Raw genomic sequence first — 18,378 nt, forward strand, 5'->3', positions numbered from 1 at the left:
ATTTTTAATTGGGAGAGGGGTCAACTAACTTGAAGATAAGGAATCAGCGCTGGCTGGCGGTCGTTCTTGTAGCAGCGATGGTCGTTCAATCATTGTGGTCTTTCGCAGGGACAGGCCAAGCAGCAACAGGCCCGATAAATACCAATAATCTGGCGAAGAATATAGTCATCAGCCAGTTTTATGGAGGCAAAAAAGATGATGTTCTCGATCTGTATACTAACGACTTTGTAGAATTATATAACCCTACAGCGGAGCCGATTTCGCTTAACGGCTGGTCTATCCAATATGCTGATAATAAGAAAAATAGCTGGAAGGCAGCAATTCTGGGTTCGCCAACTGCCAATATACCGGGGTACGGTTATTATCTTGTTGCGCTTGGCAGCAATGGGAATGTTGGAAGCCAATTGCCTCAGCCGGATGCTGCAGAGAGTTCTTTTAAAATAGGAAATAATAGCGGTAAGCTGGCACTCTTGAATACTACCCAAAGCTTGACCTCCAATGACCCGATGAAGGACACGTTAAAAGACAATGTCATTGATTTTGTTGGATACGACCCGGAAGTGGATGCTTCCTTGGGCAGTCCGGCGGCGCAAACGGGTAAGCAGTCCACGATACAACGATTAGTATTCGATCCGCTTGATCCCGAGAAGAGCACGAATTCAGCTGCGACTCCAAATCGGGGGAATAACTGGGATACCCGCAATAATAGCAAGGACTTTGAAAAAATAAAAGATAGCAAGCCACGCAACTCCAGTAGTACAGCCGCGTATGCGATTCTGGAGAATAATCAGAGCGTACAAATGAAATCTGGGTCAACCGTTGATCCAGCTCATAACAAAATCACCCTCACCGCTTTTAACGGTATTGTGAAACAAGGCCAATGGGCTTCCGAAGACTTCACTGTAACCGGACTTCCTGCGGGATTGTTTGCGACGGCTAGTGCCAGTGGTGAGGGGATCGAGATTACGATTACCGGTGATGGCACGGCCAACATTGTTAGCGATGCCAATCTTACTTTTGAGATTAACCCTGGAGCTTGGGACCAATCCAACAAACCAACTAATCCAGTAAGCGTATACCAAAAGAACAACACCGCGACATTAGTTAAATTCACACCATCCAACAAAATTGCAGCGGTTCCAGCGTCATCTTCTATTAAAATGAGTGGTGCGAAGGATCTGAACGCTCGCTTCCAGTTGAATCTTACGGCAGGGATTCCGGCCAATGGGACACTGAGCTCCGATGCATACAGTGTGTCAGGACTTCCTTCTGGAGACTGGAAAATCGCGGCTGAGGGGCAAAGCAGTGACAACACGATTACCTTCTCCATTTCGGGGACTGCTACCACTCCTGTGATGGATACTGCGCAACTTAAGGTGATTGTGAAGTCAGAGGCTATGCAGGATAATGATTGGTTAGCTTCTGAACCGATTAGCATTTCTCTACTACGTTACAGCTCGCCGGTTCTTTCGGATGAGGCACGCAAACAGAAAGTAGAACATAGTATTGTAGATGACAACACCAGTTTCAATGATGCAATAACCAAAGAATATAAGTATGGGAGCAGCGCCATGGGAGCGAACGAGTACACGTTCTTGCGTGGTACGCATTCGTTGTTCAAATCCGATCTTGCGTCTGGGCTGATCCCATCTCCTGCTTCGATCATTGCCGGGTGGAAAGACAAGGATATTTTAACCTACACGCAAGGCGATGCGCATATTCAGAATGTCGGTACTTTTAATGATAGCAAAGATCTGATGGTGTTCAGTCTGAACGACGTGGACTCCGCCGGAATCGGAAGCTTCTATGATGATTTAATCCGTTTTGTCACAAGTACTTATGTCGTAAAATACGATAAAGACAGCTCGGGTCTCGCGAATTTGCAGGATGCTGATTTCCGTGACGTCTCTAAAACGTTCCTGGATACTTATAAGGATACACTGATTGAGATTAATAACGATAACAGCAAGAAAGCGACCAAGCTTACGAGAAGCAATGTTACGGCATATACCCAAAGTGTCATGGACAAAGTCTCCAAAGTGTCTTATGCCGAGGCGCTGCAAAAGCTGCTGGGTAAGCGGGCGTTGAATGGGAAATTAAATATCGATGGTAATCCCGATAAGTTTGAACTGGCCACTGAGGCTGAAGTAGCATCATTAAAAGGTGACTGGGAAAATTATAAGACGCAAGTCAGAGCCAATTTCCCGAACCTTAGCGATGACCAGTTTAATGCCTATTTTACAATTAAGGATATTGTACGCCGTATTCACCAGGGTATTGGCAGCATAGGGGTAGAACGTTACAATGTGCTGATCGAAGGTCCAAGTAATGCCAACACGGATGATATTTTGCTTGATGTAAAAGAACAAACGCGGGATGCTTATATCTCTAAAGATGCATATATCAAGACCGCAGTAGATACCGATGCTTATCTGGGCGTACTCGAAGCTTCGAATCGTTCGTTCCTGATCCGGGAAGTCTCGCCGTTTAAGGGAGATTACACCGATAAGCCATTCAAAAATAAGGATGAGCTGGAGCAATATCTGATTGACGCAGCCAAGGCTTATGCTTATGCGGATTCTCGCCTGGATAAGGTGTCCGATGAACTGGATTATAAGTTTGAAGAGCGTTTTGTAACGAATATTTTGCCGGTTTGGAACGACCTGGAGAATTTTATTCTTAACGCTGCTGAGGACTATTCGCATCAGGTGGTAGCAGACTTTGCACTTGTTCAAGGAGATATGCTGGCTGGAAAATTAATTGATGTTTCAACACTGGACAAGTTGACTGTAGATACAGGTACGTTGTCTCCATCGTTCGATGCCGGAATCACCGAGTACAGTGTGACTGTCCCTCATTCCGTTGAATCGTTGAATATCACGGCAAAGGCTAGTGATGCAAAAGCGAGTCTGACAGCCCAAGGCGAACCGTACACCAATGAAACAGCTCATACATTGAAGTTGTCTGTTGGAAAGAATGACATTCCTTTCACTGTGACTGCACGTAATGGTTCTACTAAGACCTATACCGTGACCGTGATTCGGGAAGCAGCGGAAGAGGATAGTAGCAGCGCTGATTTGAGCGACCTGAAGTTATCCAGTGGAACTCTGAATCCTGTGTTCGAAGGTGCTTTGACTCACTACACATCACAGGTGGACAATGACGTATCGGGCATTACCGTAACCGCAAGCGTCTATGATAGTGCTGCTACATTCACTGTGAACGGCACTCCAGGAACGAGTGGTCAAGCCAGTGACTTGATCAATTTGAATGCTGGCAGCAATGAGCTCACCATTGTAGTGACAGCTAAGGATGGCTCCAGCAAGACTTATACTGTGGACGTGATTAGAAAAGCAGCAGAAGAAGCAAAGAGTAACGCTGATTTGAGCAGTCTGACCTTGTCGAGCGGTACGTTGAATCCGCTCTTTGCACCTGACGTAACTAGTTATGCGACTCAAGTTGACTACAAAGTATCAGGCATTTCGGTAACAGCGAATGTCTATGATAGTGCGGCTTCGTTCACTGTGAACGGTACTCCGGCGGTCAGTGGACAAGCTAGCGGGGGTATTGATCTACAGGTTGGAAGCAACATTATTCCGATCGAAGTGACAGCACAAAGCGGTTTCAAAAAGACATACAGGGTGACTGTGACCCGTGCTGCAGAGAGTATCCCGGATCCTACAGGCCCGACAACACCGGATCCTGGGACACCGGGTCCCGGAACGCCAGATCCTGGAACACCAGGGACTCCGACCCCTTCGACTCCGTCAGGAGGGACGAATAGCGGGAATATTCCAGTTCATTCGGGGAGTATTCCCGTGAACGGTGGCGTGCTTACCTTGAATGGAGCAACAATCAGTGTGCCAGCCGGATCGATCGAGAGCGGGATCGAGATTACTGTTTCTAAAGTAACTCAATCCTCGAACTTGTCCACTGATGACACATTGAAGCTATTGGGTGATGTTTATGAGATTACGAAGAATAAGGCTGGCGATTTTGGCCAACCGGTGACCATTACTCTGACTTTCGACCCGTCGAAGGTGAACTTCAATAACTCGGTTGTAGGCTTGTACTGGCTGAATGAGCAGAGTAAGAAATGGGTGAAGCTGGACAACCTGAAAGTGGACCAAGCTAACGGAACAGTGTCCGGAACAGTTACCCATTTCACGAAATTTGCTGTTCTGGTATCTGATAAAACAGAGCCTTCGATTCCGAAGGTAGAAAAAGATTTTGCTGATATCCACGGACATTGGGCAGAGGTCAGCATCAAGGAATTGGTATCCCTCGGTGGGCTTACCGGTTACCCGGATGATACTTTTAGACCCGACAACAAGATTACAAGAGCCGAATTCGTGACGATGATCGCGAAGACCCTTAACCTTCAAGCTACGAATGGAAAAGAGTTTGCTGACACTAAGACGCATTGGGCGCACGATACCATTGCAACAGCGGCAGCACTTGGCATTGTTGACGGTTATAACGGAGACACCTTCGGTCCGGATGAGTGGGTGACCCGTGAGCAAGTTGCAGCAATGGTTGTTCGAGCTGCTAAACTGGCTTTGGCTGACAAGGACATCAGCTTCTCCGACAGCTCCAAGATTTCCGCTTGGGCGCTTCCTGCGCTTAAGACAGCGATTGATCAAGGGCTAATTAACGGATATACCGACGGTACAGTGAAACCGACAGGGAACACAAGCCGCGCAGAAGCGGCAACAATTCTCCTGAGAGCACTCCAGTTAAAGAAATAAAGCATAGCTATAAAAGGCTGTTTCCCGGCAGGTAATACCTATCTGGGGAGCAGCCTTTTGTTTTAAATAAAGTATTAGTTTCACGATGCGTCATTAAGCTAACTAGTTTGGCGCTCGTGGTGTTTTATGGTATAAGCGTGTTCATCTATGGGGCCATCCTGCAAAGGTCTTAAGTGAGAATCTTAAGCTGATCTTGTATAAGCATAAGTTGGCTTTCGATGAAGGTTTATTATTATTTTGAACTTGATGATCTTTACTATAATAACGTGTGTCTGTAGTTAATAAAACAGCGACAGTCTAGGATTTTTCTCGTCCAAGACTGCCGCTGTTTCTTTTACTAAGGTCAGTTTAATATCGTTTAATATTTTATATGCTAGCCTACTTAATGGAAGCCTCATAAATAGCATGAATGGACTTGGACAGCAGGGCGTTGAATTCCTTGTCGGTCTGTCCCGCACTTAATCCTTCGGATAAGCCGCGAGAGAAGCTGGCGATCAGTCCGTGATGACGGGCCAGCTTCTCGTTGGCTTCAGATTGGCTGTAGCCGCCTGACAAAGCCACTACGCGCAGCACATGTGAATCATTTATAAGATCCCGGTAGAAATTATCTTCTGTCGGGATGGAGAGCTTGAGCATAACCTTCACGTCAGAGCCAAGGTTAGATAAGTGTGCGGTAAGTTCTTCTTTTAACAGTTTCTCAGAAGCTTCTTTATCTGCACTGTAGATATCAACTTCAGGTTCGATAATCGGAATAAGCCCGCTATCAAGGATTTGATTGGCGACGGCAAACTGCTGTTCAACCACTTGTTTGATCCCAGCGGGATTTGCTTCCTTAATCACCGAGCGCATTTTTGTTCCGAAAATATGTCGTTCGACTGCCCGCTTCAGAAGCTCGTCCAAGCCAGTAATAGGCTTCATAAGCTGAACTCCGTCTGTCTGATCGGCCAGTCCTTTATCGATTTTTAAAAAGGGTACAATGCCCTTCTGTTCCCACAGGTAATCCGCGGTATATTGTCCGTCAATGAAACGGTCCATCGTGTTCTCGAATAAGATCGCACCCAGAATGTACTGTGCATCAAAAGCCGGGCTCTTGATAATGCGTGTTCTCATCTCATGGACTAATTCATACATTTGGTCTTCGTTCGAATAGCGATCTTCTTTAACACCATATTGCAGTAGCGCTTTCGGCGTACTTCCTCCGCTTTGGTCCAAGGCCGCGATAAATCCCTGTCCGGAGTGAATTCGATCCAGTTGCTTCGTATTCGTATTCATGAATGTTCCCCTTCCCTTTCGTGGATTGTGGCAATCATGTATGCTTTTATTATAGCACTTACAATAGAAGGTATACATTTTTAGAGATCCCAGAGCAGCTTGCTCGAATATTCTATTCATAAAGGAAAGATGGATAATATGAAAGTCGATTTAGGCCACGATAGTATAGAGGTTCATGTGCAGTATGGGAAAAGAAAGAAGCTTAAGATCCAGATCGATTCGATTGGTCTCATTACCGTTAAAGCGCCCAGAGCAGCAAGCGAAGAAATGATTAGAAGCGCTGTGGCACAACACGGGGCATGGATATTGGAGAAGAAACAGAAGATTGCCAAGGCTTTGGCGGCCCCTAAACCAAGAGAGTATAAAGAACAAGGTAAGTTTCTGCATCTGGGAAAAGAATATGACCTTCATGAACTTATAGATATGAGTGAGGGAAGTGAAGAGGAGCTTAAAATGAACCTTAAGAAGTTCTATTTTTCAAGCTGCAAGAAGATCGTAGGGGAACGAATCCAAATTTATCAGGCACAGTTAAGAGTAAAGCCGAAGACGATTGACATCGTCGAGTCCACCACGAAGTGGGGCAGCTGCAGCTTTGATAAAAAACTTACCTTCAACTACCGTCTGGCTATGGCTCCGCTTGAAGTGATAGATTATGTGGTCATCCATGAACTATGCCATCTGCTGCATATGAATCATGACCGGTCTTTTTGGCGACGTGTCGGGAGTATCATGCCGGATTATAAAGAGAAGGAAGAGTACTTGGCAAGATATGGACATGCAATGACACTTTGAAATAACCATATACAGACGATCCTTTTTATGATATCTTTATGTGTTACGTTTTAAAATTGAAAATTACGTTTGATTTATATATGTACGTAAATTAAGGAGACAAAATGACATTTAAAGAATTGAATATTATCGCCCCCATCTTAGAGGGTTTGAGCAGAGCGAACTACACTTCCCCAACACCTATACAAGAACAGGCGATTCCAGCTGTGCTGGCCGGCAGAGATCTGCTTGGTTGCGCGCAAACAGGAACAGGTAAGACGGCAGCATTTTCTGTGCCGATCATTCAATTACTATGCGAAAAGCCGAATGCTCCCAAACAGGTACGCCGTATTCGTTCCTTGATTTTAACACCGACAAGAGAACTGGCTATTCAGATTTCGGATAATATCAAGGCGTACAGCCGGTACACCGACATTCGTTGTGCCGCTATCGTGGGTGGTGTTTCCCAGAAAGTGCAGGAGCGGGCGCTGAACCAAGGTGCAGATATTATTATCGCGACGCCTGGTAGACTTATCGATTTAATCAATCAAAAGCGTATTGACTTGCAATATGTGCAAATATTAGTGCTTGATGAAGCCGACCGGATGCTAGATATGGGCTTTATCCATGATGTGAAGCGGATTATCTCCAAAATGCCGAGTAAGAAACAGACGCTGTTCTTCTCTGCAACGATGCCTCCAGAAATCACTAAAATGGTAAAATCGATACTGGTCGATCCAGTAAAAGTAGAAATTACCCCGGTATCCTCTACTGCAGAGCGCATTGAGCAATCGGTGTATTTGCTGGAGAACGGTAAGAAACAGAACCTGTTGAACCATATTTTACAGGATAAATCGATTGTTTCAGCATTGGTATTCACCCGTACCAAACGCGGAGCGGACCGTGTTACACGTGATTTGTCCAAAGTGAATATTACTGCACAGGCCATCCATGGCAACAAGTCTCAGACAGATCGTCAAAAAGCATTGAACAATTTCAAGAGCGGAGCTACACGCGTGCTGGTGGCAACGGATATCGCGGCAAGAGGTATTGATGTTGAGGAGCTCTCGCACGTAATTAACTTCAATCTTCCTAATATTCCTGAAACGTATGTTCACCGTATCGGTCGCACGGGCAGAGCAGGGAATAGCGGAATGGCGATTTCTTTCTGTGAGATGGATGAAGTTCCGTTCCTTAGAGATATTGAGAAATTGATCAAGAAGTCGATTCCTGAAGTGAAAGATCATCCTTATCCGATGACGAGCGTGCCTCCGCAATCCTTTAAATCTGGCAAAGCCTCGGCACCAGCCAACAAACCGGCCAAGTCCAAGGCGAACCCGGCGCGCAAGCCTAAATCCGAGTGGTTTAAAAAGAGTGGCAATGCCAGCCACGATAAAGCGGGTGGCGGTAAAGCTAGCGGCGGTAGAGCCAGCAGTGATAGAGCTAGCTACAGCAAACCAAACGGCAGTAAACCTAACGGAAATAGAACAAACAGTAATCCAACAAACAGCAATAGAGTAAGCAAAGTTCACTAAGGTGAACGCTAACGGATAAATATTTGCATAATAGAACAGCGGTAGCCCAGGACAATATCTTCTCGTCCATGGCTGCCGCTGTTTTTTATTGGGTCAAATGTTAATTTTCAGGACCAAAGAGTCGATACTCATTCTATATCTAATCATTCACCTTCAATGGTTTAGACTGCAGCGATAATGTTGTTTGCCAATTGTAATAGTGTAGTATAATTACCAATGATGCACTGTTTCGTTTTTATTTCAAATTTTATGGAATAGAAGGAGAAAGAATATGATTGAAGAACTGGTAGATTCCTTTGCGTCCTGTGACATTGAGGTTGTAGCGGTAGAGGAATTATCACTGCCTCTGACACAGGAAGGGAAGCACCGAATTCTGGTTGTGCCCAGCTATAACATCGCAGAGATGCTGGAAGAGATTTTGGAAGAAGAAGAGAAGTCTCTTGCAGAAGTTGTTGATAGAGAGCTGAAAGAAGTACATAGCCTATCTATCGTGGATACATTTCGGCGCATTGCTGAGTCTATTCTTGTGGATGCAGATCTTCCGCTTGAGCAGAAAAATCTTGAGGGGAAGAGCTTTGAAGATATTTATGCAGCCTATGCTTTAGTGTGGGAAGGCCATGAAATGCTGAATGAGAAGATGGCTGTGAGAGAAGAAAAGATAAAGATAGAAACAGAAGCAACTTCTGTTCTGACAACGGAGTGGGTAAGAGAGAAAATCGAAGCTGCAGATGACGTTATTATTTTGACATTGCCTGCGGGTTCAGGATATGAAGCGCCCCTATGGGTTCCGATGGGGGGATACAATGAATGTCCTCTACCTGTATACCAGGCAGCTGTTTTTAAGCATTGGGAGGAGCAATACCATGTTACCCCTCTGGCTGTTACTCAAGACAAATGGGTTCTACAAGCCGGCACACGGCCGCTGACGTATGAAGCAGCACTGAGACTGTCCAAGGAGCATTTTATATTTTGCCAATACGTGCTGGAGCGGTTCGATACACTGGGGCATTATGCGGATTATTTAATGGAAAATAATGAATGGGATTTCTGGTGGGATTAAAAATCTCTATTAGAGTTTAAGGCCTTTTAAATTAAATCCACACTAAATTAGTGCGAATAGTTGAAATATAAATAAAATAGATTTATAATCAGTTAATCATCAGTGAGTAACGACGTGAGAGATTAACTGTTTATAAAGTGAGAGGATGTTATGAATGTCATCATTTGAATGGACATCTTTACAACTCGAGCATGAACTGCTCTCTACAATTTCATTGGTGGGGGAGCCTGTGGGCGCAAGCACACTGGTTCACACAGTAGGCAAGAAGTATGAGCTCAGCCAGGCAACAATCGGCCGCAAGCTAATGGAATTAGATATGAAAGGTTATGTTCAGCTAGAGGGAAGAAAAGGGCGCATTCTCACAGAGAAGGGGGCAAATCGGCTCTCTCAACTGGAGAAAAGGATTCATCAGGAGACCCTCAATTCCCGTCTACTGGAAGTGCTCAATGTGTCCGGGCAGAAGGCCATGATTAATGTACTGGTCGCCAGAAGGGCGCTTGAGCGCGAAATTGCCAGCCTCGCTGCGCAGCGGGCCACACCCGATCATATTGAACTTTTGCGGAATTCCATAGAAGAACAGCTTGAAATGTTATCCGAGAATCAAATTCCTTATGAAGGAGATCGTGAGTTCCATCATTTACTCGCATTAATTGCGCGCAATGACATCTTGATGCATGCGGTTCAGCTGGTATGGGATCGAAGCCGCGAACTGCCTGCCACAGCCTTTATTCGTAATTCTGTCGGTAGCAAGCTGGTTGTCGATCACCAAAGAATCGTCGACGCGATTGCAGAGGGCTCGCCTGAGAAGGCGGAGCAAGCGATGGTGGATCACATCAATCAAATGATTGAGGATGTAAAACGCTATTATCAATTGAAGCAGGATTCACAGTCGCTATAGTGGTTTTGCGAAGCAAAGCTTAAGTATGTAAGCCGAACAAAAGGACGTAACGAAAAGCGAAGAGGAACGAAGGGGGAAGTTTGGAACTGTAGGAGCGAAGCGCTCGCCTTTGTCGCCAGATTTCAACCGCTAGAAGCGGTTTATAAAAAGGAAATCTGGGGACAACAGCGACCGGAAGTCCAAACATTCCACTGTAGTGACGACCGAGCTTTACGTTTGCTTCTTAAGTTCGTCTTCTATAGATGCTTACGAAGTAGTTTTGCTTCGCAAAACTTAAGAATATGCTTACGAAGTAGTTTTGCTTCGCAAAACTTTAAGGAGGAAGAGAAGTGGAACAAGGCTACCGGCTGGGCATAGATATCGGAGGCACATTTACGGATGCGATGGTCGCGGATGCAGACGGTCGCGTGGTCGCCTCACTAAAGACGCCTTCGATACCGGATGCCCCGGAACAAGCTATATTTAATGCGTTGGAGCAACTGCAGAAGGCTTCTATTAATATTGCGGATATTGGCCTGTTCGTGCATGGGACGACGCTTGGTGTCAACACGTTAATCGAGCGAAATGGAGCGGTAACCGGACTCCTTGTGACTGAGGGGTTCCGGGATGTGCTTGAAATTCGCCGGTTGCGATTAGAAAATACCACGAATCTATACGGCGACAAGGCACTTCCACTAGTGCCCCGGCGTTTGGTCAAAGAGATCGATGAGCGCTGCCTCGCCAGCGGCGAAGTTTTTCGCAGCTTGAATGAGCAGCAGCTTCTGCAATCCGTTGAAGAATTGGTACAAGAGGGCGTGACGGCCATTGCCATCAGCTTCTTGCATTCTTATAAAAATGCCGGGCATGAGCAGCTTGCCGAGCAGCTCATCAAGCAGCACTATCCAGAGCTGTTTGTCTGCACAAGCAGCGGTGTATGGCCGCAGCAGCGCGAGTACGAAAGAACGCTGGCTACGGTGATGAATGCCTATGTCGGGTCGCAAATGGGGGGATACTTCCAGCGGCTGGAGCAGGGCGTGCAGCAGTATGGTTTGACAGCCAAGGTGCTATCCACGATGTCCAATGGCGGAATCATGTCCTCGACCAGAGCGTCCAGTGAGCCGGTGAAGACATTGCTGTCCGGTCCGGCTTCCGGGGTCATCGGCGCTACGCATGTAGCTCGTATGGCAGGACTGAATCAGGTGGTTACATTTGACATGGGTGGAACCAGCGTGGATGTTGCGTTGATTGATGGACAGCCCGCTTATTCCGTTGATAATCAAGTCGGTGATTTTCCAGTGATTATTCCGGCCATCGATGTGACTGCCATTGGAGCTGGAGGCGGCTCCATCGCCTGGGTAGATTCAGCGGGCGTATTGAAAGTAGGTCCTCGTAGTGTCGGGGCCCGTCCGGGCCCGGCCTGTTACAATCGCGGAGGGACATTACCGACTACAACTGATGCTTATCTGCATTTGGGCATTTTGCAGGCGGATCGGTTCCTGGGCGGACAGATGGAATTAAGACCAGATCTGGCTCAGGCGGTGCTGGAGCGTCTAGGCGAGCAGCTCGGAATGAGTTCCTATGCAGCGGCACAGGCCATACTGGATGTGGCAACAGCCAACATGTATGCCCAGTTTACACCGCTCATGGCTCGCAAAGGCGTCGACCCGCGTGATTTTACACTGCTGGCTTACGGCGGCGCCGGTCCTATGCATGCATTTCTAATGGCTCGTGAGGTGGGGATCCGCAAAGTGCTGATTCCGCCTTCACCGGGAACACTGTGTGCGATGGGCTGTGTAGTCGCCGATTTACGAAATGACTTCGTTCATTCTCTGAACAAGGTAAGCGATGAACTGCAGCCGGGTGAGCTGGGTCAATGGTTCGAACATCTTGGGGAGCAGGGGAGACGCTGGATCGCAGAGGAAACAGAACAGGGTATTGAGCTGGACCATACGTATCTGATGTACAGTGCAGACATCCGCTACGAAGGACAGGCCTTTGATCTCAGTGTGACACTTTCCAGTGAGGCATACGGAAGTATTGCTGATGCCGAGGCAAGATTCCACCAGCAATATGAGGCTGTATTTGGGACTAGTCAACCTGAATCTCCTGTAGCCTTTGTAAACCTGCGGGCGACTATTATTGGTGTCACGCGCAAATCGGAGACTGTTGTTGTCCCAGCGCCTGTAAAAACCAACTATGAAGCAGAGCGGAGAACGATTGTTTTTGATGGACAGGAGTATCAAGCCTTCATTACTGACCGGGAACAATTGAACGTAGGTGAGATGTTGTCAGGACCGGTTATTATCAATGAGTACGATACCACTGTATTCGTTCCACCAGGATACAGTCTGACTAAGGATCGTTTTGGAAATATCATCGGGGAGGCCGAATTGTGATGACAGACAAGGTCTTTCTTGAGATTTTTAAAAATCGGGTGCAAGCGATTGTAGAGGAAATGGCCAATGTCGTTCTTCGGACAGGCTTTACAGCATTCGTCAAGGAAACCGGAGACTTCGGTACCTATCTGCTGACACCAGCGGGAGAAACTTTTGGCTCGCCACTGGATACGGGCTATAATCTTTCCCTTGGCATTCCGGCGGGCGAAACTATTGAAGCCATCGGGGATTGGAAAGAAGGGGACATCGTCATCACGAATGATCCCTATGCGACAGGCGGAATGGCGACCCATTTACCAGATGTGCATCTGATTAAGCCTTTTTTTCATCAAGGGAAAATAGTAGCTTTCGGGATGTGCTTCGTACATTCTTCCGATGTTGGCGGTAAAGTGCCAGGCAGCGTCTCGCCGACATCTTATGATATTCACATGGAGGGCATCCGGATTGCTCCGGTGAAGCTGTATGATCAAGGCGTGCTCAATGAGCAGGTACTTCGTCTATTCCTGGACAACAGCCGTATTCCCGACCAGAACTGGGGCGATCTGAAGGCGTTGATGGCAGCATTGCATCGGGGTGAGCTGAGGCTTCAAGAGCTGATTGTCCGTTATGGCCTGGATAAAGTTGAGCAAGGGATTGTTGATTTGCTGCAATATTCGGAGCTTAAGGTAAGAGCCATTATCCGTGATATTCCGGATGGTTCCTATGATTTCTGGGATTATCTGGAGGATGGTCCTGGTGGCTATCCGATCCGTCTTCGCTGCCGGATGGACATCGCCGGTGAAGAAATCTTCCTTGATTTTGATGGAAGCGATCCGCAGGTTCGTGCTTCTTTTAATATTGTCACGGCGAATAAACAAGGTCACTATATGCTTGTCCCGGCACTGATTCGCTATTTCAGAACCGTTGACCCCACGATTCCGTGGAACTCTGGCATGATCCGTATGGTTCGTAATGATGCGCCGCCAGCAACGATCCTCAATCCTGAACCAATGGCGGCGGTTGGGGCCAGAGCTGCGACCTTCATCCGTGTCATGGATGTACTGACAGGGGCGATGAGTAAGGCGCAGGCCGATAAACTTCCCGCCGCGGGAGCAGGACAAGCTTGTATCGTCATGCTGGCGATCACAGATCCTGTCACAGGCCGGAAGAAGGTTGGTGTCATTCAGCCGATTTGTGGTGGATCGGGTGCGCGGCCGATGAAGGACGGCATAGATGGCATGGATTTCGCTGTCGGCCATTTGCGGAATATCCCCGCGGAAGCGGTGGAAGCTGAGATGCCGATTTTGATTGAAAGATATGGCTTGCGTCAGGATTCAGCAGGTGCGGGCAAGTATCGCGGCGGTAGCGGCATTGATCTAAAAGTGAAAATCCTTAGTCCGGATACAATTATGACCGCCCGTAATATGGAACGGATGCAGTTCCAGCCTTGGGGCCGGCTCGGCGGCGGTGTAGGGCAGGTTGGTGCAGCGATTCAAAATGCCGGGACTGCAGAGGAGCGTTCCTTGGGGAGAATCGATGAGCTTCTGCTTCATCCCGGTGACACGGTAACATTCCTGTCGCAGGGTGGAGGCGGCTATGGCGATCCCTTCCTGCGTGATCCGCAGGAGGTGCTTGAAGATGTACGCAGCGGGTTACTTACGGAAGACGCAGCAGAGACGCTGTACGGAGTTGCACTTGCTGGGCAGGGTATCGATGAGTCGGCAACAGCTATTCTTCGGAACAATCATCAGGAGAATATGGAGGATTTCAGCTTTGGCAGCAAGCGCGAGCAGTTCGAGCAGCTATGGAGCGATGAAATGCAGCGGGCTGTCGGACAGGCGCTTCGACAATACCCGCTTGCGCTCCGTGATTATCTGAAACGAAGAACGATGGATAAAGCTGAAGCACTGGCACAGCAAGGCGTGCAAATCGCCCCTGATGATATCGTGAAGCTTATGAAGGATATAAAATGTCAAACGGGAATGCATTAGCTTATAAGACTATATGAATTGAAATTATCATTCAAATAGAAGACTAGGCGTTATCCTGGTGATGTCAGGACTCTAGGAATGAGGTTAGGGCTCTAGGATTTAAAACTCCCATCTACTCTCTCCGTCTTCTTAACAGAGTTGGGTGCAATTAGACGGAAATGGTCGGAATAACAGGAGTTTTTCCTGTTAATGCGCCACATTTCTGCAGAATGAGCGAAATAACTGGAAAAACTCCCGTTAGTCAGCTCGTTTGGACAGGTTTAGAAAGTAATTAGACGAAATAACAGGAGTTTTTCCTGTTAATGTGCCCCATCTCTGCGGAATGAGCAAAATAACTGGAGAAATTCCCGTTAGTCAGCTTGTTTGAACAGGCTTAGAATCCGATTAGAGTTCAAGTCCAAACATCACCGTAATGACGACCGAGCTTTACGTTCAGATCTTACATTCAGATCTTACGTTTGTATCTTACGTTCAGATCCTAAGTTCATCTTGTATAGATTCATCTTATATAGATCCATTAAACAAGGAGAGATTACCATGAAATTGAAGAAACGTTCCCTGGCTCTGTCTGCACTTACCTTGGCGACTGCGTTAGCTGTAACAGCTTGCGGCGGTAACAACACAGCTTCTAACAACGGATCTAATACGAGAAGTAACACAGGTTCAGAACAAAGCACTAATACAAGCACTAGTAAGGAAGACAAAGTTAAGCTGACGATGTTCATCTGGGCAGGCTCCAATCAGGATGTAGTTCCTAAAGAGGTTGTAGCGAAATATGTGGCAGCTCATCCCAACGTCGAAGTAACCTTCGAGGAATCATCCAACTCTGTAATGTATCCGAAAATGGTTGCCGGCAAGCAAGCTGATCCGAATAACCCGATTGTCAACTTCGGATATTTCAATGCTGACGCTTCAGCCAAAGGCCTGAAGGACGATATGTGGGAATCGCTGGATCCTTCTATTGTGACGAATCTTGCTGACATTCCAGAGCAATATCATCAAGCTGACAACAAAGGGATTGTATGGGGTATCTCCAGCTTCTCCCTGGTATACAACAAGGATCTTGTGAAGACCCCGCCAACCAGCTGGAATGATCTGTGGGACAATGAGCAATTCAAAGGCAAAGTCGCACTTTGGGATTACATGTTCTACCCAGTGATTTCGCCGCTGATTGCCGTTAAAGGCAACGAGCTAGGCGCAACGTATGACAATCCGGAACCTGCCTTTAAGTTCTGGGGTGATCATAGCAGCCAAATTCAGACCCTGGTGACCTCAAACGATCAGCTTAAGAGCCTGCTTGATTCAGGGGATGCCCTAATCGCACCGTTCAGCGCCCAAGTCGCACAGACCTGGATTGATGGCGGTTCGCCACTGGCAGTTGCCTATCCGAAGGAAGGCGCGATATCCTTCCCGTACTCCTTGCAAATTGTAAAAGGATCTACACCGGAACAAGCTCGTGTGGCTAATGAAATTATCAATGAGCTGATCTCTGCGGATGCGTTGACCCGCTATGCTGAAGAGACAGGCACACCATTCACTAGTACGAAGGCAACCGTTCCAGACAAGTATAAGAATGATCCATCCTTCTCCGCAGAGGTGCAAAGCAAAGGCATCAACCCGGATTGGAGTAAAATGGCTGAGGACAGCTCCAAGTGGAAAGAACTATGGGATCGTCTCGTCAAAACGAATCTGTAATAGCTGTAAAGTAAGTGGAGGAAGGTGGGATTGGCATCATGAGCAATCAGCATGCTGAGACAACAGCCATCGAGGCCCGTAATATTGTGAAACAATTCGCCGGGCATACAGCCTTGAATCAGGTTTCACTGGAGGTGAAGCGGGGGGAGTTTATCTCCCTGCTTGGCCCCAGCGGCTGTGGCAAAACAACGCTGCTGCGGATCCTTGGTGGATTGGAGCATCCGGATGAGGGGGCCGTTCTGCTCTCCGGCAAAGATGTTTCCGGAGTGCCGGCTTATGGACGCAATACGAATATGATTTTCCAGCAGCTGGCGCTGTTTCCCCATATGGATGTGTATAACAATATTGCATACGGCCTTAAGGTGAAAAAACTGGGCAAGGCTGAAATCAAGAAACGTGTGGCGGAGGTGCTGGAGCTTGTGCAGCTGTCCGATTACAGCAATCGCAGCATATCGCAGCTGTCGGGTGGTCAGGCACAGCGGATTGCCATTGCACGGGCTTTGGTCAATAAGCCGGAGGTGCTGCTGCTGGACGAGCCGCTATCTGCGCTTGATATGCAGCTGCGACTGGATATGCAGCATGAACTCAAGCGTATTCAGCGCGAATTCGGCGGGACCTTTATCTTTGTTACGCATGACCAGAATGAAGCGATGAATCTGTCTGACCGCATTGCTGTTATGCGCTCCGGCGTCATTTTACAATATGGTACACCTAGTGAAATCTATGAGCGGCCGGTAGACAGCTTTGTAGCCAAATTCATCGGGGATACGAATTTGCTGGAAGCTAAGGTGATTGAGAGTAGCGGCTCCAAGCTGATCGTGGAGTGCTGCGGCCGAACGTTTGAAGCGCGGAACCCGGGGGCAGCTGGCGTGGGATCGACAGGTCATCTTTCACTGCGCTATGAATATGTCGGGCTGGGAGAAAGCGCGGAGCGCTGTGATAATCAGTTGACCGGAAAGATCCTGGAAAGTGTATATGGCGGTGCGAGCATCCGCTACAAACTTGATATTGGCGGCGGCTATGAGTTGACAGCTAATGTACAGTACCAGCCCGGAAACCCTATATATGGCGTGGGGCAAGAGATTGCGCTTGGTTTTCAGCGAGAGTATGCGCTGTTCCTTGATGACTCGAGGGAGGCGTAATCATGACCAAAGCATCCAGCAGGCCTGTTAAAAGGCCGTCGCAGAGCCAGTCCTCCTGGCTCATGCGCTTGCTGTTACTGCTGCCTGCGCTGCTGCTGATGGGGATTATTTATTTGGCCGGAATGCTGATTTTTAGCCGGTTCAGCTTCGATGCTTTTGAGCAGGGGACCATTGTATCAGCCTGGCGCTTGGATACGTACAAGGCATTCTTAAGTGATCCATATTATTGGAAATTGATAGGCTCGACCTTCCGGCTGGCGCTAAAGGTGACCTTCTGGAGCTTGCTATTGGCTTATCCGCTGGCATATGTCATAGCAGGAGTGCGCAGTTCCGGCTGGCGGCAAGCCATGCTGCTTGTTACCTTCATGCCGCTGCTCATCAGCGCTGTGGTCCGTTCTTATGGATGGATGATCATCCTTTCCCGGCAAGGCTTCCTAAACTGGATCTTTATGAAGCTGGGCCTTACGGAGACGGGCTTTAATCTGATGCATAATGAGACAGGTGTCGTTATTGCGCTCGTGCATATCTTCCTGCCGTTCATGGTCTTTCCGATATTGAGCGTGCTGCTTCAGAATGACGGGGTACTCAAGCATGCCGCACATGATTTGGGAGCCGGAAAATGGCGGACATTCTTCACGATCACCTTTCCGTTATCGGCAAGAGGAATTGCCAGCGGCGTACAGATCGTGTTTACGCTGTGTCTCACGGCTTTTACAACTCCCCAATTAATCGGTGGCGGACGAGTGATGACCCTGCCTGTGTTCATTTATCAGCGGACACTCGATACGAACTGGCCGATGGCTGCGGTAGCGAGTCTGTTTTTGTTCGCAGCTTCGATACTGGTCTCCCTACTAGTGAACCGATCCGCTGAATGGTTGATGTACAGACGCAGTACTGTAGGAGGTCGATAAG

At 47.7% G+C, this 18,378-nt stretch carries 11 protein-coding genes; 10 read left to right on the forward strand and 1 reads right to left on the reverse strand.

All coding sequences use genetic code 11. The features are described from left to right. The first annotated feature begins 29 nt into the window (after window positions 1-29). On the forward strand, window positions 30-4,748 hold the full coding sequence (locus tag HPT30_RS09895; RefSeq protein ID WP_175371233.1) for a cadherin-like beta sandwich domain-containing protein: 4,719 nt from the start codon (window positions 30-32) through the stop codon (window positions 4,746-4,748). A gap of 378 nt (window positions 4,749-5,126) precedes the next feature. Here the strand turns inward: HPT30_RS09895 and HPT30_RS09900 are convergent, their stop codons facing one another. After that, window positions 5,127-6,020: a fructose bisphosphate aldolase gene (locus HPT30_RS09900; RefSeq protein ID WP_175371234.1), complete on the reverse strand. Its 894-nt coding sequence runs from the start codon at window positions 6,018-6,020 to the stop codon at window positions 5,127-5,129. A 138-nt stretch (window positions 6,021-6,158) separates the two neighbouring features. Between HPT30_RS09900 and HPT30_RS09905 the strand changes: the two genes are divergently transcribed. From HPT30_RS09905 to HPT30_RS09945, 9 genes are all read left to right on the forward strand, one after another. Further along, window positions 6,159-6,812 carry a M48 family metallopeptidase gene (locus HPT30_RS09905; protein WP_175371235.1) on the forward strand — a complete coding sequence of 218 codons (654 nt, stop codon included), beginning with the start codon at window positions 6,159-6,161 and terminating at the stop codon, window positions 6,810-6,812. A 104-nt stretch (window positions 6,813-6,916) separates the two neighbouring features. Then, window positions 6,917-8,326, forward strand: coding sequence for a DEAD/DEAH box helicase (locus HPT30_RS09910; protein ID WP_175371236.1), 1,410 nt, complete (start codon window positions 6,917-6,919; stop codon window positions 8,324-8,326). Window positions 8,327-8,597: 271 nt separating this feature from the next. Further along, window positions 8,598-9,386 carry a DUF4253 domain-containing protein gene (locus tag HPT30_RS09915; protein WP_175371237.1) on the forward strand — a complete coding sequence of 263 codons (789 nt, stop codon included), beginning with the start codon at window positions 8,598-8,600 and terminating at the stop codon, window positions 9,384-9,386. A gap of 154 nt (window positions 9,387-9,540) precedes the next feature. Next, window positions 9,541-10,284, forward strand: coding sequence for an FCD domain-containing protein (locus HPT30_RS09920; RefSeq protein WP_175371238.1), 744 nt, complete (start codon window positions 9,541-9,543; stop codon window positions 10,282-10,284). Window positions 10,285-10,613: 329 nt separating this feature from the next. Next, complete coding sequence (locus HPT30_RS09925; RefSeq protein WP_175371239.1) at window positions 10,614-12,659, forward strand: hydantoinase/oxoprolinase family protein; 2,046 nt, start codon at window positions 10,614-10,616, stop codon at window positions 12,657-12,659. Continuing rightward, window positions 12,659-14,629, forward strand: a complete 1,971-nt coding sequence (locus HPT30_RS09930) for a hydantoinase B/oxoprolinase family protein (protein WP_175371335.1) — start codon at window positions 12,659-12,661, stop codon at window positions 14,627-14,629. The genes HPT30_RS09925 and HPT30_RS09930 overlap by 1 nt, the downstream gene beginning before the upstream one ends. A gap of 537 nt (window positions 14,630-15,166) precedes the next feature. Beyond that, a complete protein-coding gene (locus HPT30_RS09935) occupies window positions 15,167-16,324 on the forward strand; it encodes an extracellular solute-binding protein (RefSeq protein ID WP_175371240.1) in 1,158 nt (385 codons plus the stop codon). Window positions 16,325-16,362: 38 nt separating this feature from the next. Further along, window positions 16,363-17,466 carry an ABC transporter ATP-binding protein gene (locus HPT30_RS09940; RefSeq protein WP_175371241.1) on the forward strand — a complete coding sequence of 368 codons (1,104 nt, stop codon included), beginning with the start codon at window positions 16,363-16,365 and terminating at the stop codon, window positions 17,464-17,466. A gap of 2 nt (window positions 17,467-17,468) precedes the next feature. Next, window positions 17,469-18,377 carry an ABC transporter permease gene (locus HPT30_RS09945; RefSeq protein ID WP_175371242.1) on the forward strand — a complete coding sequence of 303 codons (909 nt, stop codon included), beginning with the start codon at window positions 17,469-17,471 and terminating at the stop codon, window positions 18,375-18,377. The last annotated feature ends 1 nt before the right edge of the window (window position 18,378 follow it).

It is taken from the genome of Paenibacillus agri (assembly GCF_013359945.1).
GTDB lineage: Bacteria > Bacillota > Bacilli > Paenibacillales > Paenibacillaceae > Paenibacillus_AQ > Paenibacillus_AQ agri.

Excerpts from the sequence above, each read along its gene's own strand:
- HPT30_RS09940 (WP_175371241.1), top strand. The coding sequence starts at position 16,363 with ATGAGCAATCAGCATGCTGAGACAACAGCCATCGAGGCCCGTAATATT.
- HPT30_RS09900 (WP_175371234.1), bottom strand. The coding sequence starts at position 6,020 with ATGAATACGAATACGAAGCAACTGGATCGAATTCACTCCGGACAGGGA.
- HPT30_RS09905 (WP_175371235.1), top strand. The coding sequence starts at position 6,159 with ATGAAAGTCGATTTAGGCCACGATAGTATAGAGGTTCATGTGCAGTAT.
- HPT30_RS09915 (WP_175371237.1), top strand. The coding sequence starts at position 8,598 with ATGATTGAAGAACTGGTAGATTCCTTTGCGTCCTGTGACATTGAGGTT.
- HPT30_RS09945 (WP_175371242.1), top strand. The coding sequence starts at position 17,469 with ATGACCAAAGCATCCAGCAGGCCTGTTAAAAGGCCGTCGCAGAGCCAG.
- HPT30_RS09935 (WP_175371240.1), top strand. The coding sequence starts at position 15,167 with ATGAAATTGAAGAAACGTTCCCTGGCTCTGTCTGCACTTACCTTGGCG.
- HPT30_RS09920 (WP_175371238.1), top strand. The coding sequence starts at position 9,541 with ATGTCATCATTTGAATGGACATCTTTACAACTCGAGCATGAACTGCTC.
- HPT30_RS09930 (WP_175371335.1), top strand. The coding sequence starts at position 12,659 with ATGACAGACAAGGTCTTTCTTGAGATTTTTAAAAATCGGGTGCAAGCG.
- HPT30_RS09910 (WP_175371236.1), top strand. The coding sequence starts at position 6,917 with ATGACATTTAAAGAATTGAATATTATCGCCCCCATCTTAGAGGGTTTG.